The sequence below is a fragment of the Streptomyces sp. NBC_01515 genome, assembly GCF_045040345.1.
Taxonomy (GTDB): domain Bacteria; phylum Actinomycetota; class Actinomycetes; order Streptomycetales; family Streptomycetaceae; genus Streptomyces.
This window is the reverse complement of sequence record NZ_CP109416.1, coordinates 1,172,871-1,198,010: the sequence shown is the minus strand read 5'-3', so window position 1 is coordinate 1,198,010 and position 25,140 is coordinate 1,172,871. Positions and strand designations below refer to the sequence as shown.

Here is a 25,140-nt window from a genome sequence, read left to right as displayed (position 1 = left end):
CGGCCCGACCCGCTCTCCAGGACTCCACCGAGTCCGACCACCCCACATAAGGAGAACGCCTTGACCCGGCATGACCGTTATCCGCACCACCCCAGATACACCGCCGCCCTGGTCCTCACCGCGGTCGGCACCCTGCTGGCCGCCGGTATGCAGACCGGCGCCGCCTCCGCCGCTCCCGGCGGGCACACCGCCTCCGCGAAGATCCTGGCCACGCCTCGGGCCGGAGCGGCCCCGGCCGCCCTGTCGCCGTCGAAGCACGCCGCCCTCCTCAAGAGCGCGGGCACGGCCGTCAAGAGCACGGCGAAGACCCTCGGCCTCGGCGCCAAGGAGAAGCTCGTCGTCAAGGACGTCAGCCAGGACGCCGACGGCACCACCCACACCCGCTACGAGCGGACGTACTCCGGGCTGCCCGTCCTCGGCGGCGACCTGGTCGTCCACGCCAAGAGCGGCCGCCTCACGGTCACCAAGGCCGCGAAGGCCGACCTGACCCTGGCGGACATCACCCCCAACGTGACGTCGGCGACGGTGAAGACCAAGGCGCTCGCGGCAGCGTCCAAGGCGGGCGGCGAACAGGCCAAGCTCGACGGCGCCCCGCGGCTCGTCGTCTGGGCCGCCGGAGCCAAGCCCGTCCTCGCCTGGGAGGCGGTGGTCGGCGGCTTCCAGGACGACGGCACGCCCAACGAACTCCATGTGATCACCGACGCCGACTCCGGCAAGGCCGTCTTCCAGTACCAGGGCATCGAAACGGGCACCGGTACCGGCCAGTTCAACGGAACGGTCCCGCTCGGCACCACGCTCTCCGGCTCGACGTACCAGCTCGTCGACGGCGACCGCGCCGGACACCGCACCTACGACCTGAACCAGGGCACCTCCGGCACCGGCACCCTCTTCACGGATGACAACGATGTCTGGGGTGACGGAACCCAGAGCAACCGGCAGACCGCGGGCGTGGACGTCGCGTTCGGCGCGTCGGCGACCTGGGACTACTACAAGGACGTCTTCGGCCGCAACGGCATACGCAACGACGGGGTGGCCGCCTACAGCCGGGCCCACTACGGCAACAACTACGTCAACGCGTTCTGGGACGACACCTGCTTCTGCATGACCTACGGCGACGGCTCGGGCAACACCCACCCGCTGACGGCGCTGGACGTGGCCGCGCACGAGATGAGCCACGGCGTCACCGCCGCCACCGCCGGCCTCACCTACTCCGGCGAGTCGGGCGGCCTCAACGAGGCCACCTCGGACATCTTCGCCGCCGCGGTGGAGTTCCACGCCAACCTGCCCGCCGACGTCCCCGACTACATGGTCGGCGAGAAGATCGACATCAACGGCAACGGCACACCGCTGCGTTACATGGACAAGCCGTCCAAGGACGGTGCGTCCCGCGACTATTGGAGCTCGACGCTCGGCAGCGTCGACGTCCACTACTCCTCGGGCCCGGCGAACCACCTCTTCTACCTGCTGTCCGAGGGCAGCGGCGCGAAGACCGTCAACGGCGTGGCCTACGACAGCCCCACCTACGACGGTGTGCCCGTCGCCGGCATCGGCATCGACAACGCCCAGAAGGTCTGGTACCGGGCGCTGACCACGTACATGACCTCGTCCACGAACTACGCCGGTGCCCGCACCGCGACCCTGCAGGCCGCCGCGGACCTCTTCGGCGCCTACAGCCCGACCTACCTCGCCGTGGCCGACGCGTGGGCCGGGATCAACGTGGGAAGCCGGATCGCGCTCGGCGTCAACGTGGCCCCGGTCGCCGCCCAGATCAGCGGAGTCGGCCAGGCCGTGTCCCTGCAGACGGACGCGTACACCACCAACTCCGGTGCGGGCCTGACCTATTCGGCCACGGGACTGCCCGACGGACTGACCATCAGCAGCACCGGTCTGATCTCCGGCATCCCGACCACCCTCGGGACCAGTGACGTCACGGTGACCGTCACCGACGACACGGGCGCGACCGCCACCGTCGCCTTCAGCTGGCGGATCGCCAACATCTACGCCAGTGCCACCCGCGTCGACATCCCCGACAACGCCGGCGCCGTGGAGTCCCCGATCACGGTCACCGGCCGCGACGGCAACGCCTCGGCCACCACCCAGGTCTACGTCAAGATCGTCCACACCTACCGCGGCGACCTGACCGTCGACCTCGTGGGCCCGAACGGGACGGTCTACTCCCTGCTGAACCGCTCCGGCGGCTCGGCGGACAACGTCGACCAGACCTTCACCGTCGACACCTCCGCCCAACCGGTCAACGGCACCTGGAAGTTGCGGGTGCAGGACCACGCGGCGATCGACGTCGGCTACATCGAGCAGTGGCAGCTCACTCCGTGAACCGGGGTGTCCAGCACAGTAGTTGAGGGCTGAGGGGTTCGAAGTCGGGCCCTGACAGCCCGAGTTGGTTCTGGCCGCGCCGGTTTGCACGGAGGCGCGGCCAGAACCCGCGTCCGGGGATCGTAGATTGAGCCCATGATCGAGGAGAGTTCGCCCGAGCGGTCCGATCGGTTACGGGCACGGCGGAGGCATGCCGCGCAGAGGAAGCCCAAAGGCGGTGGTGGGCTGCTGCGTTCGACCGCGCTGATGGCGGCGGGCACCATAGTCTCGCGCGCCACCGGACTGATACGGATGGTGCTGCAGGGCGCCGCACTGGGCACCGGACTGCTGGCCACCACGTACAACCAGGCCAACACGGTGCCGACGAGCCTGTACTTCCTGCTGATCGGCGGCGCGCTGAACTCCGTCCTGGTCCCCCAGCTGGTCCGCGCCCGGACCGAGGACCCCGATGGCGGGGCCGCCTTCGAACAGCGCCTGGTCACCCTGGTGTTGTGCGTGCTCGGCATCGGGACCGCGCTGGCCACCTGGGCCGCCCCCGAGATCATCAGCATCTATCAGCACGACACACCCGCCACCCACGACGCCTTCCAACTGACCGTGGTGTTCGCCCGCTTCCTGCTGCCGCAGATCTTCCTCTACGGCGTCTTCAGCATCTTCGGCCAAGTCCTCAACGCCCGGAGCCGGTTCGGCGCGATGATGTGGACCCCGGTGCTCAACAACCTCGTCCTGATCACCATGTTCGGCCTCTACCTCGGCCTGATGACCGCGCCGGAACAGGTCTCGGACATCACGGGCGCCCAGGTCCGGCTGCTCGGAATCGGGACCACGATCGCGCTGGCCGTCCAGGCACTCGCGCTGGTCCCCTACGCCCTCGCGGCCGGGTTCCGGTTCCGCCCGCGTTTCGACTGGCGTGGCACCGGGCTGCGCAAGAGCGTCAACGCCGCACGCTGGACGCTGCTGTTCGTGCTGGCCAACCTGGCGGCGAGCACGGTGGTGACCCGGCTGGCCTCCGACGCGGACGCCGCCCGTCCCCGCGACGGTGTCGGGTACACCGCCTACAGCTACGCCCAGCAGATCTGGACGCTGCCCCAGTCGATCGTCACCGTCTCGCTCGTCACGGCCCTGCTCCCGCGCATGAGCCGGGCCGTGGCCGAACACCGCGTCGACGACCTGCGGGCCGACCTGTCCCGAGCGCTGCGCGTCAGCGGAGTCGTCATCGTCCCGGCCGCCTTCTTCTTCCTCGCCTTCGGTCCGCAGACGGCCCGACTCCTGTTCGCCCACGGCTCCGCCGACGCCTCGGCCACCGCGCCGCTGGGCCACATGCTGCAGGCCTTCGGCCTGGGACTGATCCCGTTCTCCGCGCAGTACCTCCTGCTCCGCGGCTTCTACGCCTTCGAGGACACCCGTACGCCGTTCCGGATGGCGGTGTGGATCGGCGGCATCAACATCGGCCTCGCCACGGCCTGCCACATCCTGTTGCCCGCGAGCTGGGCGGTCACGGGGATGGCCGGCGCCTACGCGCTGTCGTACGCGATCGGTCTGCTGGTGACCGCGCTGCGCCTCCGGCGACGTACGGAAGGACTCCTCGACGGACGCCGGATCTGTCGCACCTACGCGAAACTGACCACGGCCGCCGTCGCGGCGGGCGGGGTCGGGTGGCTCCTCTCCCGCGTCTGCGACGAGACCCTGGCCTCGGCCTCCTGGACGCCCGCGCTCTCGCTGGCCGCGGGCGGCACCGCGATGGCGCTGCTGTTCCTGCTCCTGGCCCGGTTGCTGAGGATCGGGGAATTGCGGAGCCTGCCCGGACTGGGATGAGGGTCGGGCACCGGCGTCACCTGTACACGGATACCGGTGCCGTCACGGTGTGATCAGCCGGTCCTGTTCCACCGGCGGTGTGCCGCCGTACCAGTCCAGGGCCTTGCCGAAGCGGACCAACTCGCCGTAGTGGGTGGGGTCGACGTGCTCGGCGAAGACGAGGTCGAGGACGGCGCTCGCCGCGTCGGCGGGGGACTGGGCCTGGCTGAAGTCGCTGAACCAGGGGCGAGAGGTGGCCGTGTCGACCATGCCCGGGCAGACGGAGGCGATCAACGTGCCTGTGGCGAGGTCGTGTTCGCGGCGTTCGGCGGCGACCGCGCGGACGGCGGCGACCTGGGCCACCTTCGAGGGCACGTTGAGCCAGAGCGGCCAGCCCGCCTCGGCCGTGGTGCGGTGGTGGACGGCGCCGCGCCAGGACTCGACGGCGTACTCGACCTGGTCCAGGCTCGCGCCGTCGAACAGCTCGTGCAGCGCGGGGTCCAGGTGCCCGAGGGTGCCGAGGCCGCTGGCCACGACGAGGAAGCGGCCGCCCGGGCGCAGTACGGGGCCGAAGGAACGCAGCATCGCGTGGGTGGCGGTGTTGGAGACATCGATGAACTCGTCGGCGCGGGCCGCCTGGGACTCCCCGGGCAGCACCCGGGCCACGGCGTTCGAGATCACGATGTCGACCCCGCCGTAACGCTGCCGGAGATCGTCGGCCAGGTGGGTGATCGCGTCGGTGTCGGTGACGTCCAGGACCCGGCCCTCGACCCGGCTGCGGGTGCCGGGCAGGCCCGCGACCTCGTGGGCCGCGTCGGTGACGCGCCGCTCGTCGCGGCCTGTGAGCAGGACCAGGTCGTCGGGGCCCAGGCGGGCCGCCAGGCCCTCGACGAGGGCGCGGCCGAGTCCTTGGTTGGCGCCCGTGACGAGGGCGATGCGTGAAACGTTCATGACTGCCACGGTAGGAACCCGTCGGGTGTGCGTCCAACGAGACTTACGCACCGCTAGCATGCGTGATCGTCATGGACTTCACGGATGTGTCACTCACCGCGTTGCGCGTCTTCCGCGCGGTCGCCGAGCAGGGAACCTTCACCGCGGCCGCCGCGTCACTGGGCTACACCCAGTCCGCGGTGTCCCGCCAGATCGCCGCGATCGAACGGGCCGCGGGCGCCGAACTGCTCGAACGGCGCCGTGACGGCGTACGGCTGACCCCGGCCGGCCGGATCGTCATGCGCAGGGCGACGGTCGTACTCGACGAGATCGACGCGACCGCGCGCGAACTGTCCGGTCTGCCGACGGAGGCCGCGACCGTCCGCCTGGGCTGGTTCCCCAGCGCTGGAGCGGTCCTGCTGCCCCGCGCCCTGGCCGCCCTGCGCCGCACCGACCCGGACCTGCACGTCGTCAGCCGGGAGGGCGGCACTCCGGCCCTGGTACGCGCCCTGCGCGCCGGCAGCCTCGATCTGGCGCTGCTGGCGTCGGCACCCCCGTTCCGCCCGCCGGACACCGAGTCACCACCGCTGGTGCTGCGCACCCTCACCGAACGCCCGCTGTACCTCGCGGTGCCGGCCACGCATCCACTGGCCCGCGCCGACTACATCGACGTGGCCGACCTGCGCGGCCAGCGCTGGATCGCCGGTCCCTCCTCCGGCGAGGACCGCCTGATGGGCGTATGGCCGGGCCTGGACGAGCGCCCCGAGATCGTCCACACCGCCCGCGACTGGCTGGCCAAGCTCCAACTCGTCGCGGCAGGCTTCGGCTTGACCACGGTGACTGGCTCCCTCGCCCCCGCCGCCCCACCGGGCGTACGCGTCCTGCCCGTACGCGGCGGCCCCCAGGAACAACGCCGCCTGCTACTGGCCCGGCTTCCGCAGACACCCACCGAAGCGGTTACCCGAGTGGGGGCCGCTCTCCGACTGGCCGCGCTCGACGCGTATACGCCGAGCGCGGCACCGGCACAGGAGTGAGCTGTTCGGCCGACCTGGCCGGGTCTCCCAACTGGGCCTCGCTGGACGGTCTTTGACCCGCGCGGTGCGCGACCCGTGCGCCATCCGTGCGCCGAGGGGTACCGGCAGGACCTGCCGGTCGGCGGTTTGTCGCGGTGGGTGCGGTGCCCGCATGGGCGGTAGTTGGTCACGCGCCCTGGCCGGGCTCACCAACTCGGCTTCACCAACTCGGCCTTGCCCGGGGTCCGGCTTTGGCCCGCCGGAGCGGCACTCGCGTGCCGAGCAACCCCGGGCATGCCCTTGCTGTAGCTATGGCGCCCTCCCGAGAAAGAGTTGGTCAGCCGCCCGCCCGACCTTCCTCCCCAACACAGCGCTGCCCAGCCGACGTTGGCCCCCGCCCCAGTACCCAGGCACCCGCCAACACCCCACAAGCCCCCACAGTCAGCAACCCGCCGACCAGGAACGCCCCCCGCACATCCGCCACCCGCAACACAAACCCCCCGAGCGCCGCGCCGGCCGCGATACCGGCGTTGTAGGAACCGGAGTTGGCCGCGAGAGCGATGTCCGTACGTCCCGGTGCGCACTGGAGCATCGCGTTCTGGGCGGTCATGAACACCGGTCCGAGCGCACCGCCCATCAGCGTCAGGAACACCACGGCCGTCACCGGATGGGTGCCGAGGGCGTACAGGCCGAGCATGCCCACCGCCTGGATGGCTACGGCGGTATTCAGCGCCGCCTGCGGACAGCGGTCCAGCACCGCCCCGGTGACCGTCACCCCGGCCAGGCACGCGACGCCGAACACCACCAGCAGGGCGCTGACCGCGCCCGGGGAGAAGCCGCTCACGTCGCCGAGGAACTTCACGATGTACGTGAAGCCCGCGAACGACCCGGTGGCGGCCAGGGTCCCGGCCGCGAGGACGGTACCGAACCGGCGGGCGTCGGGGCGGGTGCCGTAGGCCGCTCGCTCCTCGTCCGGACGTGAGGTCGGGAGCAGGGTCGCGATCGTCACCAGGGACATGAGCCCCAGGGCCGCCGGTACGGCGATCGGTACGGGCCAGCCCTCGCGGTGGCCCAGCCAGGTGCCGGCGGGTACCCCGAGCACGAGGGCCAGCGAACCGGCGACGGACAGCGCGCCGATGACCCGCCCCCGGACCTCGGGTGCGAACAGGCCCACCGCGACCGGTCCCATCACGGCCCAGAACAACGCCTGGGCGAGTGCGGTCAGGAGTCGGGCCGCCAGGAGCAGCCAGTACGACGTGGCCAGGGCCGCCATCACACTGGACACGACCAGTGCCGTCAGGAGTGCTGTGAGCACATGGCGTCGGGCCACACCCCGCATGACGTGGGCGAGTGGGACGGACGTGACCGCCACCGTCACGCCGTAGCCGGTGACCAGCAGTCCGACCGCCGGTACGGAGACCCGCAGGCTGTCGGCGATGAGTTCCAGGAGGCCGATCGGCAGGTTCTCCGCGGTGTTGAAGGTGAAGGCGGCCAGCATCAGGGCCGCGAGGACCGCCGACCTGTGCCACCGCGTCTGTCGTCCCTGTTCCGCGGCCCCGTCCATGGGGTCAGCTCACCGGACCCACCCGCACCACCGCAATCGAATTCACCGGCAGCCCCATGCATCGACGGCTGTGTGACGCAGGTCACATCAACTCGTTCGAGCTTCCGCGTAATGCAAAGGGCACCTGCGAGGTCGTACAGGCACACGGCAATCCGGCCGACCTCACGCCCGCAGTGGAGACCGACCATGGACATCACCCTCGAACAGCCCACCCGAGCCCGGCTGATCACGGCGGAGGAGACGGAGATCCCCGTGTCCGCCACGCTCCGCTACCTCGCCTCGGACCCGCTGGCCGTGCACCTCGACTTCCCGCCCGAGGTCTCCCTCGACGGCGAGGGCGTCACCTGGACCTTCGCCCGGTCGCTGCTGGAGGAGGGGCTGCGCAGGCCGGCCGGCGGCGGTGACGTGCACCTGTGGCCGTGCGGCGGGGCCCGTACGGTGCTGGAGTTCCACTCGCCGTTCGGGCTCGCCCTGCTCCACTTCCACACCCCGGAGCTGCGCCGCTTCCTCCTGCGTACCTACGACCTGGTGGCCACCGGGCAGGAGGACATGGACGCGCTCGTCGACCGGGGGCTGAGTGCTTTGTTCGGGAACGTGTGAGCGGGGGAGGGCAACCCGGCCTCCGGAGGGCGACTTTGACTTTTGTTCACCTCCATCTCACCGTCCCGGTATGGACCTTGGCGATCACCCCGTGCACCCTTGCGCGCGGTGTGCCGCTCGGGCACGCCGGTGACGAGGGTGGAGCGAATGACACCGATCAGCCGAAGAGGCTTCGTGGGGCTCGGTGCCACCGTGGCGGCGGGCATGGCGACGGGCACCGGCGCACGGCCGGCGGTCGCGGCGCAGCGGGCGGCGGCGACGACCGGCACGATCTCGGACGTGAAACACGTGGTGATCCTCATGCAGGAGAACCGCAGCTTCGACCACTACTTCGGGCGCCTGAAGGGCGTGCGTGGCTTCGACGACCGCAGTGGCATCACGCTGAGCGGTGGCTACCCGGTCTTCAACCAGCCCAACGGCGGCGGCCGTCAGTACCCGTGGAAGCTGAGCGCCACCCCGGCCGCGGGCGGCCAGGACGGCGAGACCCTCGCCCAGTGCAACGGCGACCTGCCGCACTCCTGGTCATCGCAGCACTCCGCGTGGAACAAGGGCCGCCTCGACAACTGGGTCTCGGGCGTCGGGAACGTCCGCTCGCTCGGCTACCTCGACCGCGCCGACATCCCCTTCCACTACGCGCTCGCCGACAACTACACGATCTGCGACGCCTACTTCTGCTCCACGCTCAGCGCGACCGGCCCCAACCGCACCTACCTGTGGAGCGGCAAGGTCGACTCCTCCAGCTACGACGGCGGTGACGAGTCCGGCCTCACCTGGCAGACCTACGCCGAGTCCCTGCAGAACGCCGGAGTGAGCTGGAAGGTCTACCAGAACGCGCAGGACAACTACGGCGACAACGCCTGCGCCTACTTCAACAACTTCACCAACTCCAAGGCGGGCAGCCCCCTTTACGACCGTGGCATGTCCTCCGTGCCGGCCGCCACCGGCTCGACCCCCGACGACATCGCCGCCGCCATCAAGGCCGACGTCCTCGCGGGCACCCTCCCGCAGGTCTCCTGGGTGGTCCCCAACCAGGCATTCTCCGAGCACCCCTACGCCCCGCCCGGCGACGGCGCCCACTTCGTCGGCCTCGTCTACCAGGCCCTCGCCGCCGACCCGGACGTCTTCGACTCGACCGTCCTGTTCCTCAACTACGACGAGAACGACGGTTACTTCGACCACGTCCCGCCGCCCGCCCCGCCCGCCGGAACCGACGGCGAGTTCCTCAACGGCGTGCCCTACGGCTTCGGCTTCCGCGTCCCGATGATCGTCATCTCGCCCTGGACACGCGGCGGTTGGGTCTCCTCGGAGGTCTTCGAGCACACCTCGGTCCTGCGCTTCCTGGAGACCTGGACCTCGACGCTGGGCAAGCCCGCCGCCTGCCCCAACATCAGCACCTGGCGCCGCAAGGTCAGCGGCGACCTGACCGGCGTCTTCGACTTCGCCAACCCGGTCTACGGCGCGGTGTCCCTGCCCGCGACGAGCGTCATCGGCCTCTCCACCTGCGGCCCGCTGCCCAACCCGGTGCCCACGAACAACGCCCTGCCCGCGCAGGAGACCGGCACCCGGCCCGCCCGCGCGCTGCCGTACCAGCCCAACGGGTACCTGGATCACCTGGAGTTCGGGTCGAGCGGCAAGATCCTCGCCTGGTTCGCCATGACCAACCAGGGCGGCGCCGCCAAGAGCGCCGCCCACCTCTCCATCCACCCCAACGCCTACCGCGACACCACGCCCTGGCAGTACACGATCGACCCGGGCGGCACCGCCTCCGACTACTTCAACATCGGTACGGGCTACGGCAGCGGCAAGTACGACATCACCATGGTCGGCCCCAACCGCTTCCTGCGCCGCTTCCAGGGCGACGCGACGAAAGCGGGCAAGTCCGTTGAGGCGAGCACCCGTTACGCCGTCGAGCCGGGCACCGGCAAGTCGGCCGTCTACTTCAAGATGGCCAACTCGTCCGCCGCGTCGGTGAAGTTCACGATCACCTCCAACCACTACCGCAGCGACGGGCCGTGGGCCTACACGGTCGCCGCGGGCGCGTCCACGGAGGACTTCTTCAACGCCGTTGCGTACCAGGGTGGTTGGTACGACTTCACGGTCACCGTCGACTCCGACGCGACCTGGTCGCGCCGGTTCACCGGGCACCTGGAGTCGGGTGCGGCGAGCGTCAGCGGCTGACGTCGGCGTACAGGTCCGGGCGCGGGGCGAGTTCGACGGTCACCCGGCCGCCGCTCTCCAGCGCCCGGACCCCGGCCTCGGCGATCGCGGAGGCCGCGTAGCCGTCCCAGGCGCTCGGGCCGGTGACCAGGCCCCGCCGGGTGGCGTCGACCCAGGACTGCACCTCGCGGTCGTAGGCGTCCGCGAACCGGACGAGATAGTCCAGCGGCACGTCCTCGTGGGCGCTGCCCCGCGTGGTGACGACCATCGTGCGGTCCTCGCCGATCCGGGCGCTGCCCGCCTCGCACACGGCCTCGCAGCGCACCTGGTAGCCGAAGCCGGAGTTGACGAAGATCTCGACGTCGACCAGGGCGCCGCCCTCGGTCTCGAAGAGCACCAGCTGCGGGTCGATCAGACCCTCCGGGGCGTGCGCCGACGAGCGTGGGCTGAGCACGGTCACCGCGGTGAGTTCCTGGCCGAGCAGCCAGCGGGCCGCGTCGATCTCGTGCGAGACCGAGCTGTCGATGAGCATCGCCGAGGTGAAGTACGGCGGCGACGACACATTGCGATGGACGCAGTGCAGCATCAGCGGGCGCCCCAACTGCCCGCTGTCCAGCAGGGACTTGAGGCCCTGGTACTCCGCGTCGTAGCGCCGCATGAACCCGATCTGCGCCAGCCGTCGCCCGAGGCGGGCCTCCGCCTCCACCACCCGGAGGGCCCCGGTGGAGTCGGGCACCATGGGCTTCTCGCACAGCACCGGCAGTCCGCGCGCGAAGGCCGCGAGCAGCGCCTCCTCGTGCGCGGGACCCGGCGAGGCGATGAGGACCGCCTCGACCCCGGGGGCGTCCAGCGCGGCCACGGCGTCCTCGTGCACCGCGACCGCGTCCAGCCCGGCCACCGCCTCCTTGGCGCGATCCGTGTCCGGGTCGGCCACCGCGGCGACCCTGGCGCCGCTCACCACCTGGTCGAGGCGTCGTATGTGGTCGGCTCCCATGTGTCCCGCACCCAGCACGGCCACGCCCAGCAGGTCACCCACGTGCGCACTCCCTCTCCGTCGACGATCACGCCGTAGCGTACGCCGTAGGGGGAGGGGGCCTCCGGAATGCTCGGGACCCGGCAGCGAGGTGGGTTCAGTAGCGCAGCACGCCCGCGATGCCGTCCGCGTCGTTCAGGGTGCCGTCGGGGACGAAGCGGACGTCGGCGCCGGTCTCCAGGCACTGTTCGACGATCTCGTCCACGATGTCCTCGCGGGCGTCGAGGTCGCTGCCGTCGGCCGGGACCAGATGGTCGCCGTGGTCGTCGCGGACCGTGACGCGGTAGTTCTCCTCGACGGCCAGCAGCCGGACCCGGCCCTCGCGGGCGTTCTGCCAGACCTCGTCGACGCCGGCCGCGAACTCCTTGCGCCCGCGCGCCGATTCGAGTTCCCGGGTCACGGTGACGGCGCTCTTGCGCGCCTCGGCGTCGACCAGTGGCCGTACGGCCTGCCACACGGCGTCGGGCGTGCCGTGCGCGAGGCCGCCGTGTGCGATGTGCACCGCGTCCTTCGTGGCGCTGCCGACCTCGTCGAAGGCGGACAGGGCCGCCTGTTCGCCGGTGACGTAGAGCGGGCGCCGGTGCTCGCGCAGGATCCGGCCCATCGCGGTGTCCGCCTCGCGCAGGAAGTGGCGGGTGTCCTCGTCGCGGAAGGTGCTCGGGATGTCCCCGATCCGCTCCTGGCGCTCGGCGTCGAAGTTGTCGCGGTGGTCGCGGGTCAGCGGGAAGCCGCCGGTGTGGGTCTCGGTGACCCGGTCGACACCGCCGTTCCACAGCGTGACGCGGTCCGCGGCGAGCGACAGCACCCAGAACGGGCGCTCGGAGGCCTGCGCGGAGACGAGATTGCGGGTGAGGAACGTGTCGGAGAGCACCACACGTTCCGGCACGGACCTGGCGAGGGACCACACCTGGTGCTCGCCCGGCGCGGCGAAGATCACCAGACCGTCCTCGGCGTGCGCCAGATCGACCTCGGCGAGGGCCTGGTCGAGCTGCCGGGACACGTCGATGCGCCGCTCCCGGGGGACCGCGGGATCGGCCTCCAGCTGCTTCTTGGCCTCGGCCAACACATTGCGCAGCCGGACCGGATCCTGGGCGTTGTCGGGCTCGCGACGATGCGTCGGGGTGAGCACGGAGACCGCGGGGTAAGGGCGCGGGCGCCGCAGTTCGGTGAGGGTGGCGGGACTCAGTGCGTGCTCCATAACAGCACGATAGGGCCGATCGGCGGATGGGGCATATGGGGGAAGCCTGCCAGGTAAATAGGGCAATTCATTGCTAACGTCCCTCGGGCCACGCAGGAAGCCACCATGGATGCCCGCACCTCGGCCCCGGACGCCCGCGCCTCGGCCCCGAGGCGGGCGTGGCCGGCGCCCTGGGGCGCGGGGGCGCCCGCTCTCCTCCGTCCGTCCGACCCCGTCTCCGACCTCCGGAAGGGTGCGTGCACCGTGACCAGTCAGGACACCGTGGACCGGCATGATTACGGCGTCCACTCCGAGGTCGGCAGGCTGCGCAAGGTGCTGGTCTGCGCGCCGGGCCTGGCCCACCGCAGGCTCACCCCGACCAACTCCGCCGACCTGCTCTTCGACGACGTCATGTGGGTCGAGAACGCCCAGCGCGACCACGCCGACTTCGTCAACGAACTCCGCCAACGCGGCGTCGACGTCGTCGAGTTGCACGAACTGCTCGCCCAGACCATGACGATCCCCGCCGCCAAGGACTGGCTCCTGGACCGGAAGATCGTCGCGAACGAGGTCGGCCTCGGGATCGTCGACGCGACCCGCGCCTACCTGGAGAGCCTCGAACCGGCCGACCTGGCCAGGTACTTGATCGGCGGCCTCGCCACCACCGACCTCCCCGACGGCCACCGCACCGACTTCGTCGCCCTCGTCCGCGAGTCGACCGGCGTCGGCGAATACCTGATGCCGCCGCTGCCCAACACCCTCTACACCCGCGACACGACCTGCTGGCTCTACGGCGGCCTCACCCTCAACCCGCTCTACTGGCCGGCCCGGCACGGCGAGACCCTGCTGATGAAGGCGATCTACACCTTCCACCCGGACTTCGCGGGCTCCGTCGTCTGGTGGGGCGACCCCGAACTCGACTGGGGGCAGGCCACGTTCGAGGGCGGCGACATCATGCCCGTCGGCAACGGGGTGGTCCTCATGGGCATGAGCGAGCGCACCTCGCGCCAGGCCATCACCCAAGTCGCCAAAGCCCTCTTCGAGTTGGGCGCCGCCGAGCACGTCGTCGTCGCCGGGATGCCGAAGCTGCGTTCCGCGATGCACCTCGACACCGTCTTCACCTTCGCCGACCGCGACCTGGTGACCCTGTACCCGGCCATCATGGACGCCGTCCACACCTTCTCCCTGCGCCCCGCCGACAAGGGCCCCGGCCTCGACATCGTGGACGAGGGCGCGACCCCGTTCACCGACGTCGTCGCCAAGGCGCTCGGCCTGCCCGAACTGCGGATTGTGGAGACGGGCGGCGACGTCTACGCCTCCGAACGCCAGCAGTGGGACAGCGGCAACAACGCGGTGGCGCTGGAACCGGGCGTGGTCTTCGCCTACGACCGCAACACCCAGACCAACACCCTGCTGCGCAAGGCCGGCGTCGAGGTCATCACGATCGTCGGCGCCGAACTCGGGCGCGGCCGGGGCGGCGGGCACTGCATGACCTGCCCGATCGTCCGGGACCCCGTGGAGTTCTGAACGTCCGCGCACTGCACGGTTGTTGAGCAACTCTTTGCCCATGGCCGATTCCTGACGAGAGCCGCCCGGTGGAGCCCCGATCCGTGGATCTCGGGGGCGCAAAGCGCGGCCGAAAACGCGGGGTCGGCGCGGGCGGCCAGGTTACGGGCATGTTGACCGGCCCTGTGGGTGTGACCCACGCTCGTCATGTAGATGCTTGATACAACTGGTTCGGCGGGTGTGGGCCATACACACGAAAAGACGCAGGTGGGTGGCCTCCGACCGGTGGACCGGACGCAGGAGGTAACGCATGTGCGGCATCACCGGCTGGGTCTCCTTCGACCGTGAACTGCGCACCGAGGCCGCGACATTGGATGCGATGACGGAGACGATGGCCTGCCGCGGCCCGGACGACCGTGGTACCTGGGTCCGGGGTCCCGCGGCCCTCGGACACCGCCGGCTCGCGATCATCGACCTGCCCGGCGGCCGTCAGCCGATGACCGTCGACACGGCGGACGGCACGGTCGCGCTCGTCTACTCGGGGGAGACCTACAACTTCACCGAGCTGCGCCGCCAACTCACCGACCGGGGGCACCGGTTCACCACCGACTCCGACACCGAGGTCGTGCTGCGCGGCTACCTCGAATGGGGCGACGCGGTCGCCGAACGCCTCAACGGCATGTACGCCTTCGCGATCTGGGACGGCCGCCGCGATCAACTCGTCATGATCCGCGACCGCATGGGCATCAAGCCCTTCTACTACCACCCGACTTCGGACGGCGTCCTGTTCGGCTCCGAACCGAAGGCGATCCTCGCCAACCCGCTCGCCCGCGCCAGGGTCACCCTGGACGGCCTGCGCGAACTCTTCACCATGATCAAGACGCCAGGACACGCCATCTGGGACGGCATGCGCGAGGTCGAGCCCGGCACCGTCGTCACCGTCGACCGCTCGGGTCTACGGCGGCGCGTCTACTGGCAGTTGGAGACCCGCCCGCACACAGACGACCGCGACACCACCGTCACCGCCGTCCGCACCCTCCTCGACGACATCGTGCGCCGCCAGCTCGTCGCCGACGTACCGCGCTGCACCCTGCTCTCCGGCGGCCTCGACTCCTCCGCGATGACCGCGATCGCCGCCCGCCAACTCGCCGAGCACGGCGAGAAGGTGCGCAGTTTCGCCGTCGACTTCGTCGGCCAGAACGAGAACTTCGTCGCCGACGAACTGCGCGGCACCCCCGACACCCCGTACGTCCACGACGTGGCCCGCGCCTCCGGCACCGACCACCAGGACATCGTGCTCGACGCACAGGCCCTGGCCGACCTCGACGTCCGCGCGAAGATGGTCCGCGCCCGCGATCTCCCCCTGGGATTCGGCGACATGGACGCCTCGCTCTACCTGCTGTTCCGCGCCATCCGCGACCAGTCCACCGTCGCCCTGTCCGGCGAGTCGGCCGACGAGGTCTTCGGCGGCTACCTGCAGTTCTTCGACGAGGAGGCCCGGCGTGCCGCCACCTTCCCCTGGCTGGTGCGGTTCGGCCAGCACTTCGGGGACGACGCCGACGTCCTGCGCCCCGACCTGACCAAGGCCCTGGACACCGAGTCGTACATCGCGGACGGCTACCGCACCGCCGTCGCCGGCATCCAACGCCTCGACGGGGAAAGCGACTTCGAGTACCGGATGCGGCGCGTCTGCCACCTCCACCTCACCCGCTTCGTCCGCATCCTCCTCGACCGCAAGGACCGCGCGAGCATGGCCGTCGGCCTGGAGGTCCGCGTCCCGTTCTGCGACCACCGGCTCGTCGAGTACGTCTTCAACACCCCCTGGTCCCTCAAGTCCTACGACGGCCGGGAGAAGACCCTGCTCAGGGAGGCCACCGCGGACGTCCTCCCGAAGTCCGTCTACGACCGCGTCAAGAGCCCCTATCCCTCCACGCAGGACCCCAAGTACGCGGTCGCCCTCCAGGACCACGCCAAGGACCTCCTCGCCCGGCCCTCCCACCCGGTCTTCGACCTCGTCGACCGCGAGAGGCTCCGGCAGGCCGCCCACCGGGACACCCCCATCAGCACCCAGGCGGGCCGCCGCGGCCTGGAACGCGCCCTCGACCTGGCGCTCTGGATGGACCTCTACAAGCCCGAGATCGCCCTCGGCTGAGCGAGCCCTCAGGGGACCACGGTGCTGTCCGGCTGGCACGAACTCCCGCTGGCCGGCAGCGAACCGTAGAGCAGGAAGTCGTCGACCTTGGTGTGCACACACTTGGACGACGCGTAACCGGTGTGGCCCTCACCCTTGTTGTCGAGCACCACAGCCGAGGAACCGAGCCGCTGGGCCGTCTCCACGGTCCAGCGGTACGGCGTCGCCGGGTCGCCCCGGGTGCCGACGAGCAGCATCTTCGGCGAGCCCACGTTCTTGACGTCGGCGCGGATGTAGTCGGTGCCCCGGGGACGGCCGTAGCACATCAGGACCTCGGTGAGCCGGTAGCGGCCGAAGACCGGTGAGGCCTCCTCGTACCGGGCGCGCAGGCCGTCCAGGTTCTTGGTGATCTGCTCGGCGGTGGGGCGGTCGGGGTCGTCGGCGCAGTTGACGGCCATCAGCGCGGCCGGGAGGTTGTCGAGCGGGACGTCCTGGGCGTCGACTATCCCGCCGCCCCCGCCGAGATGGGGCAGACCGGTGCCGCCCGACGAGAACGCCATGATGGCGCGCGTGTCACCGTCCTCCACCAGTGAGGCGATGGCCCGCTCCAGCGTCGGCCACATCTGCTTGCTGTACAGCGCCTGGCTGATGGCGCCCACCAGGTCCTGGCCGGAGAAAGTGTCGCCGAAGTCCGTCTGCACCGGGTCCTGGTCGAGCGAGCGGACGAGGTGCACGGCCCGGTCCGGCGCCGACCGCGCGTCCGTCCCGAAGGGGCAGGCGATGTCCTGCACACACCAGTCGAGGAAGTCCTCCAGCGCCGTCTGCTGCCCCTCGGCGCCCGCGATCCCTTGCTCGGAGAGCGGTTCGGTGAGGGTGTCGACGCCGTCGAGCACCAACCGGCCGACCTTCTTGGGGAATTGGGCCGCGTACACCGCGCCGAGCCGCGTTCCGTACGAGAAACCAAGGTAGTTGAGCTTCTTGTCGCCGAGCGCCTGGCGCATCACGTCCAGGTCCCAGGAGGCGTTGACCGTGCCGATGTGCGGCAGGACCGGGCCGGAGTACTTGGCGCAGGTGGCGGCGGCCTTCCGCAACTGCTTGAGGACGACCTTCGGATCACTGCTCTCCGTGGTGTCCTCGTCGATCGCGGCCGAGCCCTGGTCGGAGCCCTCGCCACAACTCACGGGCGAGGACTGGCCGACGCCGCGCGGATCGAACGTGACGACGTCGTAGCCGTTCGTCAGATCCATGAACTCCTTGCCGTCCGAGGCGAGTTCACTGACCCCCGCGCCACCGGGACCGCCGAAGTTCAGCAGCACCGACCCCCTCGACTTCCCGGTCGCCCGGTAGCGGGCCAGCGCGAGATCGAGCGTCCCGCCGCCGGGCTTCGCGTAGTCGAGCGGGACGGTGACCTTCCCGCACTGCAGGTCCTTGGGTGCGTCCGGGGTCCTGCACGCGGCCCACTTCACCTTCTGCCGGTAGAACCGGGACAGGTCGGCCTGCGGCCGGCCGTCGGCCGTGGCGAGCGCGGGCAGCCCCGCGCCGAGCAGCGCCAGCGTGAGGACCCCGGTGAACGCGCACCGCCGGAACGCGGGCCGCGAGGACAGCTTGGCCAGCATCAATGCCTCCAAGAACGCGCCGTGACCAGCGCCTGCGATCACGATAAGCGGGCCTCACGGGCCCCGCCTCCCGGCGGGCGGGCCGGTGATCGGTGCCGTATTCTGCGCCCCTTCAATAGGCATAAGAGGTTTTCCGACTAATGATTTGCGACCGATGAGGATTCGTTACGAGTAGTTCGATAACCGTGACGCTCGATGGAGTGAAAGGCCGATAAGCCATAACTCGGATGGTGCGCCAACGTTTTATTCGATGCGGGTGAGTGCCCGCTACATCTCTGGAAGGCAGGGACCCTATGAAACGGGTTACCCGAAACGGTGCGATCGCCGTCGCCGCCGCATCCGGTGCGCTGGCCGTGGCGATGCCGGCGTTCGCCGATTCCGGTGCGGACGGCGCCGCGGCCGGTTCGCCCGGGGTGATCTCCGGCAACACCATTCAGCTCCCGGTACACGTACCGGTGAACGTGTGCGGGAACACCGTGAACGTGGTCGGGCTCCTCAATCCCGCCGCGGGGAACACATGCGCCGACGAAGGCGGCGCGAAAGCGGGCGGTGGCAGGCGGAGCGGCGGGAAGGGCCCCGGCGGACCGCACGGCGGTGCCGTCGCACAGGGCGGCGAAAAGGATTCGCCCGGCGTGCTCTCCGGCAACGGAGTGCAGCTCCCGATCCACCTCCCCGTGAACCTCAGCGGCAATTCCGTGAGCGTGGTCGGCGTCGGCAACCCGACCGTGGGCAACCACTCCGAGAACACCTCGGGCGACCACCCCCACCACCCCGCGCCGCCGACCCCCGCACCGCCCACGCCGTCGAAGCCGCACCCCGGCCCGAAGCCGATGACGGAGGTGAAGGGACACCCCGCCCCACCCGCCGCCGAGGCGTCGCTCGCCCACACGGGAGCCGACGGGACCGTCCCGGCCGCCGTCACGAGCGTGGCCCTCCTCCTGGGCGGCGCCGCCCTGTACCGGCGCCACCGCCCCAGGGCGGGACGCTGACCCGAGCCCCCGCTCCGGAACGGAAGGCCCCACCGGGTCAGTGACCGGTGGGGCCTCCGTCGAACCGCGGGGAAGTCACTCGGCCTGCTCCGACGGAGCCTTCAGGAGTGCGTGGGCCGCCCTGCGGAACGCGGTCAGCAGACGGTTGTGCTCGCCGGCGCGGGTCGCGAGGGCGACGTGGCTCGGTTCCACGCCGTGGAGGGGGATCGCCATGATGTCGGGGCGGATCGTCTGACCTGGTTGGAGACCGGCCGTGATGGCGACGGCCTGTCCGTCGGCGACGAACTCGAACTTGTCCTCCAGGGCCCGGACGACCGGACCACCGGGTGCCGGGCGACCGTCCGGCCGGGGGTCGATGCGCCAGAAGGCGCTCCACGCCGGGTCCGCACTGGGCGTCCGCGGAAGCGGCTCGTCGGCGATGTCGTCCAGGGTGACGGACTCCTTCCCGGCCAGCCGGTGGTCCAGCGGCACGAGCACGACACGCGGCTCGTCGTAGAGGACCGTGACCTCCAACTGGTCGGTGGCGAACGGCAGTCGGGCCACCGCCGCGTCCACCCGCCGTTCGAGCAGGGCGGCGCGCGCCTCGTCGTAGGCCAGATGTACGACGTCGACGTGGGCGTCCGGATGCCGGCGCCGCACCTCGCGCACCGCCGGGGTGACGAACAGGTTGGCCATGTACCCGACGGTGAGGCGACTGGGCTCGGCGGCGGAGCGGGTCTCGGCGGCGGCCTGGGCCGTGGAGCGCAACAGCGCCTTGGCGCGCGGCAGAAACACCTGCCCGGCCTCCGTGAGCCGCGTGCCCTGCGGTGTACGGTCCAGCAGCCGGGCCCCCAACTGCTCCTCCAGCCGCCGGACTTGACGGCTCAGCGACGGCTGGGTGATGTGCAGTGACTTGGCGGCACGGCCGAAGTGACTCTGCTCGGCGACGGCGATGAAGTACCGGACGAGACGCAGTTCGAGATCGGGCGCGGGGGGCAGGTCCGTCATGCCTGAAGTGTACGGCGTGAGACGGCGAGGGCTTCGGCGAAATGGCTTCTGAGCTGCCGTGATGCCCGAACCGTATTGCGACATGCGAAACAGGCTTTGGACCCGGAACCCGTGCCCCGCCCACGATGGAAACACAGCACAGCACAGCGCAACGCAGCACAGCACAGCGCAACACATCGCAGCGCAGGCTGCCCCCCCATCTCATCGAACTCATCGAAGGAACGCCCCATGCGTGTTTTCGTTACCGGCGCCACCGGGTTCATCGGTTCCGCCGTGGTCCGTGAACTGCTCGACGCCGGGCACACGGTCACCGGACTGGCCCGGTCGGACGCGTCTGCCGGGGCATTGACGGCCGTGGGCGCCGCCGTGCACCGGGGTTCGCTCGACGACCTCGACAGCCTGCGCGCCGGCGCCGCGGCGGCGGACGGGGTCTGCCATCTCGCGTTCATCCACGACTTCACGGACTTCGCCGCCAACTGCGCCACCGACCTGCGGGCCATCGAGACGATCGGTGAGCAACTCGCGGGCACCGACAAGCCGTTCGTGGTCACCTCGGGTACGCCAGGACTCGCCGACGGGAGGGTGGCGACGGAGGAGGACCGCGTCGGACCCGAGTCGTTCGCGGCGATCCGGCAGCCCTCCGAGATCGCCGCGGTCGCGCTGGCGGAGCGCGGGGTACGGTCGTCGGTGATTCGGCTGCCCCGGTCCGTGCACGGCACCGACGACCAGGCATTCATCCCCCAACTCATCGCCGTCGCCCGGGAGAAGGGCGTTTCGGTGTACGTCGGCGAGGGCGCCGCCCGCTGGCCCGCCGTGCACCGGCTCGACGCGGCCCGGCTGTACCGGTGGGCCCTGGAGTCGGCCCCGGCGGGCGCGCAGTACCACGCGGTCGGCGACGAGGCGCTGCCGCTCCGCGAGATCGCGGAGGTCATCGGCCGCCGTCTCGGCGTTCCGACCGGAAGTGTGTCGCCCGAGCAGGCGGTTGAGCACTTTGGCTTCCTCGGCCTTGTCGCTTCTCTGGACTGCCCGGCGTCGAGCACGCTGACGCGGAAGCAGACGGGGTGGGAGCCGGTGGAGGTGGGGTTGATCGCGGATCTTGAGGCGGGGCATTACTTCGGGGAGGCGTAGGGAGCCAGGTCCGGCGCGGTCCGTTGTTGGTTGTCCGCGGGGCGGTGGGGGCTGGTCGCGCCCACGCGGCGGAGCCGCAAATGTCACAGCCCCGCGCCCCTTTGGGGTGCTTATGCGTAGGGCGAGTTGACGGGACTCTCGGCCTCCACAGGCACCGCCGGAAACGCGTACCGACGGCCCAGCACGACCACGACGAGCGCGCCCGCGACCAACGGCAACGCTGTCCAGGGCAAGGCCCCCGCGCCCCACCCCGACAGCGCGAGCCCACCGGTGAACGAGCCCCCGGCGATCCCCGCGTTGTACACCGTGGTCTGCAACGACGTTGCCACGTCGGCGTGTTCGGGACCGGAGGCGTTGACGAGCGCGGTCTGGATCAGAGTTGGCGCGCCGCCGAAGGCAACTCCCCATACGGCGACGGAAACCAGCAGCACGGCAGGGGAGTCGGCGTACAGGCCGAGCACACACATGACCGCCACGAACAGCGCCGTCGCGCCCAGCAGCGTGGGCCGCGCCCACCGGTCCACGAGTACCCCGGTGGCCCAGATCCCGACGACCGTGGCGACCCCGAACACCAGCAGGACGACGTCCGTACGGCCGTAGCTGGAGTGTGCCGCGAACGGGGCGACGTACGTGTACATCACCTGATGCCCCAGCAGCAGGAACAGCGTGACGGACAGGACGGCCGGAATCCCCGGGAGGACGGCGACGCCCCTCAACGGGACGCGTGCGCCCGGGAGTTCACCGGGGAAGCCGGGCACCCGCAGCCGTATCCAGACCACGACCAGGACCGCGAGCCCGGCCAGCATCCCGAACGCCGTGCGCCAGCCGACGGCCCCGGCGAGCGCGGTGCCGGCCGGTACGCCCAGGGAGAGGGCGAGGGTGATTCCGGCCAGCACGATCGCGATCGCCCGGCCGCGCCGCTCGACCGGCACCATCCGGGCCGCGTACCCGGCGAGCATCGCCCACATCGTGCCGCCCATGACCCCGGCGAGGAGGCGGGCGCCGAAGGTGACGGTGTACGACGACGACAGCGCGACCACCGCGTTGGCGCAGGCGAAGCCCAGCAGCGTAGCGACCAGGACCGGGCGGCGCGGCAGCCTGCGCAGGGCCGCGGTGACCGGGATCGCGGCCAGGAAGGAGGCGACCGCGTAACCGGTGACCAGGAAGCCGACCCGCGCCTCGGAGACGCCGAGGGCCGGTGCCATCCGGGGCAGCAGACCGGCGGGGAGGAGTTCGGTCAGGACGGCGGTGAAGGCGGCCGTGGACAGGGCGAGGAGCCCGGACCAGGGCAGGGCGGTGCCCTTGGCCGGGGATGCGGTGGTCATGGGACCATGGTCGAACCCTCACATCAGTGTGAAGGCAAGCGCACCTCGCGAGTGAGCCCCGCGCGAGCACGCCCTCCCTGGAAGCAGGCATGAAGATCGGCGACCTCTCCCGCCGCACCGGCGTCCCCACCCGCCTCCTGCGCTACTACGAGGAACAGGACCTGCTGCACCCCGACCGCACCGAGAACGGCTACCGCTTCTACGGCGAGCCCGCGGTCCGGGACGTCCAGCAGATCCGCGGGCTGCTGGACTCGGGGCTCACCACCGAGATGATCCGCGCGATCCTGCCCTACCTCTCCGGCCCCGACGAGATCCACGTCCCCGCCGACTGCCTGACCCCGGAGACGGCCGCCCTGCTCAGCGACCACGTCGACCGGATCCAGGCCCGCATCGACTGCCTGGCCCGCAACCGCGACCGGCTCAGCGCGTATCTGGCGGCGGTACGGGCGGACGTACCGGCGCGGGGCGCGTAATCCCGTTGCCGGGGTCGCCCGCGGATGTTGAAGTGAGCGTATGGATCACACCTCGGTACTCGCCCTCCACGACCGCGACCTGCGCGAAGGCGCCCGACCTGACGGCCCCGGGTCCCGCGTCGAGCGCGTCGGGGGAGTGGTGCGCCAGGTCGCCGACGCGCACGGCTGGAACGGCGTCCTGTGGTCCGACCTCGACGAAACGGACGCCGACGCGACGATCGCCGAGCAGATCGCGTACTTCACCGCACTCGACCGCGACTTCGAGTGGAAGCTCTACGGCCACGACCTGCCGACGGATCTCGGACAGCGGCTCGCGGCGGCCGGGTTCACGCCCGAACCGCAGGAGACCCTGATGATCGGCGAGGTCACCGCACTCACCCTCGACGCCCAACTTCCGGACGGCATCCGCCTGTTGCCCGCCACCGACCGCGCCGGCATCGACCTCGTGGCGGACGTCCACGAGAAGGCCTTCGGCACGGACAGCGCCCGGCTGCGTGCCCGTCTGCTCGCCCAACTCGCCGCCGCACCCGACACAGTTGTCGCCGTCGTCGCCCTCGCCGGCGACGAACCGGTGAGCGCGGCCCGCATGGAACTCGTCCCCGGCACCCGGTTCGCCGGCCTGTGGGGCGGCGGCACGGTGGAAGCCTGGCGGGGCCGCGGCATCTACCGCGCCCTGATCGCCCACCGCGCCCGCATCGCCGCCGACCGCGGCTACCGCTACCTCCAGGTCGACGCCTCCGACCAGAGCCGCCCCATCCTCGAACGCCTCGGCTTCTCCGCGCTGACCACGACCACGCCGTACGTCTACGAGCCGTAGACCCGCAGCTCAACGGGTCGATGTCACATCCGCGCCGACCCGATCCGTCGCACCGTCATGACGACGAACGAGAGTGACCAGGGCGGCCGGAGCATCCTCCTCGCCGGTGCCACCGGCGTCCTCGGCGGCCACATCACCAGGGCCCTGACCGACGCGGGCCACAAGGTGACCGGCCTCGGCCGAGGACCCGGCAACGGCATCCGCGCCGACCTCATGGACCGCGACGCGCTGCTCCGCGCGGTCGACGGACACCGCTTCGACACGGTGATCCACGCCGCGACCGCCCTGCGCAAGGCACCCCTGCGCCACCGCGACATGCACGCCACCGACGCCCTGCGCACCCACGGCACCGCCCACCTCATCGAGGCCGCACAGGCCACCGGCGCCCGCCGTTTCCTCGCCGAGTCGATGGTCTTCGGCTACGGCTACGGGGACTTCGGCACCCGCCCCCTCACCGAGGACGACCCCTTCGGCCCGCGCGGCACCACACCAGAGCTGGAAAAGCACATCGGGGCCATGCGCACCAAGGAGCAACTCACCTTCGGTGCTTCGGACTTGGAGGGCATCGCACTCCGCTTCGGCCTCTTCTACGGCCCCGGTGGCACCGACGCACTCCTCCCCATGCTGCGCCGACGCCAACTGCCCGCCCCCGACGACCGCGGCCGGGTCGTGCCCTGGGTCGAACTCACCGATGCGGCCCGCGCGGTGGCCGCCGCCGTCGAGCACGGGCGGCCGGGTCAGGCGTACAACGTCACCGACCGAACGCCGCTCGGCTTCCGCGCCCATCTCCTGTGCGTGGCACGGGAGTTCGGCCTGCCGAAGCCAATGGCCGTACCGCTGTGGACGGTTCGGCCGATGGCGTACGCGCACACGGTGATGTCCGGCAACCTGCGGGTGTCCAGCGCGAAGGCCGAACGGGAACTGGGCTGGACGCCGGTGTACCCGTCCAGCAGCGAGGGCCTGACGGCACTGCACGGCGTGCGTTGAGCACAATGCGCCTGCCCCTCCTTGGTGAACGGAGGAGCAGGCGCACGGAAACCGGCCCGCGGCTCGACGGGCCGGACTACGGATCGACGAGCGGGATGATGCGCGGTGACAAGAGCTGCCCGTCAGGAGTGCGGGACGAGGGGGACCGGGCGACAGGCCCGCTACTGCGAGCCTCCGCCCGGTCTCACCCGCGGCACTTCCCGACCACTCCTCAGCGGCGCGCCCTCGACCGGTCCAGCGCGGCGATACCGACCGCTGCCAGGCCGATCTGGATGAGCCACTCGATCCAGTCGATGCCCTTCGTGTCGGCGACCCCCAGGCCCGATGCGATCGCCGCGCCGATCAGCGCGGCCACGATGCCGACGACGATCGTCAGCAGAACGCCTATGTGCTGGCGCCCAGGGACGACGAGCCGTCCCAGCACGCCAATGATGATGCCGATGATGATGGCACTGATGATGCCCGAGATCTCCATGTCCGCCCCTTTTTGTCGATAGCCCTGCTCTCTTCATGTGCCCGCTGGAGGCCAAGGCAGTCCGCCCGAGTTCTGTTGCCTGTTATTGCCGGGACTTTCTGTTC

At 70.8% G+C, this 25,140-nt stretch carries 20 protein-coding genes; 12 read left to right on the top strand and 8 right to left on the bottom strand.

Annotation, left to right across the window (positions count from 1 at the left end):
• Positions 1 to 60: 60 nt before the first annotated feature.
• Entirely contained in the window at positions 61 to 2,334 is a 2,274-nt protein-coding gene (locus OG407_RS05020) for a M4 family metallopeptidase (RefSeq protein ID WP_405855370.1), read from the top strand.
• Between the two features lie 135 nt (positions 2,335 to 2,469).
• A complete protein-coding gene (murJ, locus tag OG407_RS05015) occupies positions 2,470 to 4,149 on the top strand; it encodes a murein biosynthesis integral membrane protein MurJ (RefSeq protein WP_405855368.1) in 1,680 nt (559 codons plus the stop codon).
• 42 nt (positions 4,150 to 4,191) lie between these two features.
• Here the strand turns inward: murJ and OG407_RS05010 are convergent, their stop codons facing one another.
• Positions 4,192 to 5,079, bottom strand: a complete 888-nt coding sequence (locus OG407_RS05010; RefSeq protein WP_405855366.1) for an SDR family NAD(P)-dependent oxidoreductase — start codon at positions 5,077 to 5,079, stop codon at positions 4,192 to 4,194.
• A gap of 71 nt (positions 5,080 to 5,150) precedes the next feature.
• On the opposite strand from OG407_RS05010, the gene OG407_RS05005 reads away from it, so the two are divergent.
• Positions 5,151 to 6,092: a LysR family transcriptional regulator gene (locus OG407_RS05005; protein ID WP_405855364.1), complete on the top strand. Its 942-nt coding sequence runs from the start codon at positions 5,151 to 5,153 to the stop codon at positions 6,090 to 6,092.
• Positions 6,093 to 6,408: 316 nt separating this feature from the next.
• Here the strand turns inward: OG407_RS05005 and OG407_RS05000 are convergent, their stop codons facing one another.
• Positions 6,409 to 7,569 carry an MFS transporter gene (locus OG407_RS05000; protein WP_405868287.1) on the bottom strand — a complete coding sequence of 387 codons (1,161 nt, stop codon included), beginning with the start codon at positions 7,567 to 7,569 and terminating at the stop codon, positions 6,409 to 6,411.
• 252 nt (positions 7,570 to 7,821) lie between these two features.
• Here OG407_RS05000 and OG407_RS04995 point away from each other — a divergent pair, with 252 nt between their 5' ends.
• The gene (locus OG407_RS04995) at positions 7,822 to 8,235 is read left to right on the top strand and encodes an SsgA family sporulation/cell division regulator (RefSeq protein ID WP_405855362.1); all 414 of its coding nucleotides are present in this window, start codon (positions 7,822 to 7,824) and stop codon (positions 8,233 to 8,235) included.
• Between the two features lie 147 nt (positions 8,236 to 8,382).
• On the top strand, positions 8,383 to 10,413 hold the full coding sequence (locus OG407_RS04990) for a phosphocholine-specific phospholipase C (protein WP_405855360.1): 2,031 nt from the start codon (positions 8,383 to 8,385) through the stop codon (positions 10,411 to 10,413).
• Here OG407_RS04990 and OG407_RS04985 read toward each other — a convergent pair.
• On the bottom strand, positions 10,403 to 11,428 hold the full coding sequence (locus tag OG407_RS04985) for a Gfo/Idh/MocA family protein (protein ID WP_405855358.1): 1,026 nt from the start codon (positions 11,426 to 11,428) through the stop codon (positions 10,403 to 10,405). The genes OG407_RS04990 and OG407_RS04985 overlap by 11 nt on opposite strands.
• A gap of 94 nt (positions 11,429 to 11,522) precedes the next feature.
• The gene (locus OG407_RS04980; protein WP_403594274.1) at positions 11,523 to 12,623 is read right to left on the bottom strand and encodes a chemotaxis protein; all 1,101 of its coding nucleotides are present in this window, start codon (positions 12,621 to 12,623) and stop codon (positions 11,523 to 11,525) included.
• 243 nt (positions 12,624 to 12,866) lie between these two features.
• On the opposite strand from OG407_RS04980, the gene OG407_RS04975 reads away from it, so the two are divergent.
• Complete coding sequence (locus OG407_RS04975) at positions 12,867 to 14,129, top strand: arginine deiminase (RefSeq protein ID WP_405855356.1); 1,263 nt, start codon at positions 12,867 to 12,869, stop codon at positions 14,127 to 14,129.
• A 289-nt stretch (positions 14,130 to 14,418) separates the two neighbouring features.
• Entirely contained in the window at positions 14,419 to 16,260 is a 1,842-nt protein-coding gene (gene asnB, locus OG407_RS04970; protein WP_405855354.1) for an asparagine synthase (glutamine-hydrolyzing), read from the top strand.
• An 8-nt stretch (positions 16,261 to 16,268) separates the two neighbouring features.
• Here the strand turns inward: asnB and OG407_RS04965 are convergent, their stop codons facing one another.
• Positions 16,269 to 17,855, bottom strand: coding sequence for an alpha/beta hydrolase (locus OG407_RS04965; RefSeq protein ID WP_405855352.1), 1,587 nt, complete (start codon positions 17,853 to 17,855; stop codon positions 16,269 to 16,271).
• 293 nt (positions 17,856 to 18,148) lie between these two features.
• Between OG407_RS04965 and OG407_RS04960 the strand changes: the two genes are divergently transcribed.
• Positions 18,149 to 18,844 (top strand): chaplin, encoded by a 696-nt coding sequence (locus tag OG407_RS04960; protein ID WP_405855350.1) that lies wholly within the window; start codon positions 18,149 to 18,151, stop codon positions 18,842 to 18,844.
• Between the two features lie 75 nt (positions 18,845 to 18,919).
• On the opposite strand, the gene OG407_RS04955 is transcribed toward OG407_RS04960, so the two are convergent.
• Entirely contained in the window at positions 18,920 to 19,831 is a 912-nt protein-coding gene (locus tag OG407_RS04955) for a LysR substrate-binding domain-containing protein (protein ID WP_405855348.1), read from the bottom strand.
• A gap of 228 nt (positions 19,832 to 20,059) precedes the next feature.
• On the opposite strand from OG407_RS04955, the gene OG407_RS04950 reads away from it, so the two are divergent.
• On the top strand, positions 20,060 to 20,959 hold the full coding sequence (locus tag OG407_RS04950) for an SDR family oxidoreductase (RefSeq protein ID WP_405855346.1): 900 nt from the start codon (positions 20,060 to 20,062) through the stop codon (positions 20,957 to 20,959).
• A 110-nt stretch (positions 20,960 to 21,069) separates the two neighbouring features.
• Here the strand turns inward: OG407_RS04950 and OG407_RS04945 are convergent, their stop codons facing one another.
• Positions 21,070 to 22,284 carry an MFS transporter gene (locus OG407_RS04945; protein ID WP_405855344.1) on the bottom strand — a complete coding sequence of 405 codons (1,215 nt, stop codon included), beginning with the start codon at positions 22,282 to 22,284 and terminating at the stop codon, positions 21,070 to 21,072.
• A gap of 89 nt (positions 22,285 to 22,373) precedes the next feature.
• Between OG407_RS04945 and OG407_RS04940 the strand changes: the two genes are divergently transcribed.
• From OG407_RS04940 to OG407_RS04930, 3 genes are read left to right on the top strand one after another with little or no spacing between them, the layout of a single operon-like run.
• The gene (locus tag OG407_RS04940; RefSeq protein ID WP_405855342.1) at positions 22,374 to 22,757 is read left to right on the top strand and encodes a MerR family transcriptional regulator; all 384 of its coding nucleotides are present in this window, start codon (positions 22,374 to 22,376) and stop codon (positions 22,755 to 22,757) included.
• A 40-nt stretch (positions 22,758 to 22,797) separates the two neighbouring features.
• Positions 22,798 to 23,574, top strand: coding sequence for a GNAT family N-acetyltransferase (locus OG407_RS04935; protein ID WP_405855340.1), 777 nt, complete (start codon positions 22,798 to 22,800; stop codon positions 23,572 to 23,574).
• A gap of 57 nt (positions 23,575 to 23,631) precedes the next feature.
• A complete protein-coding gene (locus OG407_RS04930) occupies positions 23,632 to 24,561 on the top strand; it encodes an NAD-dependent epimerase/dehydratase family protein (RefSeq protein WP_405855338.1) in 930 nt (309 codons plus the stop codon).
• A gap of 211 nt (positions 24,562 to 24,772) precedes the next feature.
• Here the strand turns inward: OG407_RS04930 and OG407_RS04925 are convergent, their stop codons facing one another.
• Positions 24,773 to 25,036 (bottom strand): GlsB/YeaQ/YmgE family stress response membrane protein, encoded by a 264-nt coding sequence (locus OG407_RS04925; RefSeq protein ID WP_019057177.1) that lies wholly within the window; start codon positions 25,034 to 25,036, stop codon positions 24,773 to 24,775.
• Positions 25,037 to 25,140 lie beyond the last annotated feature (104 nt).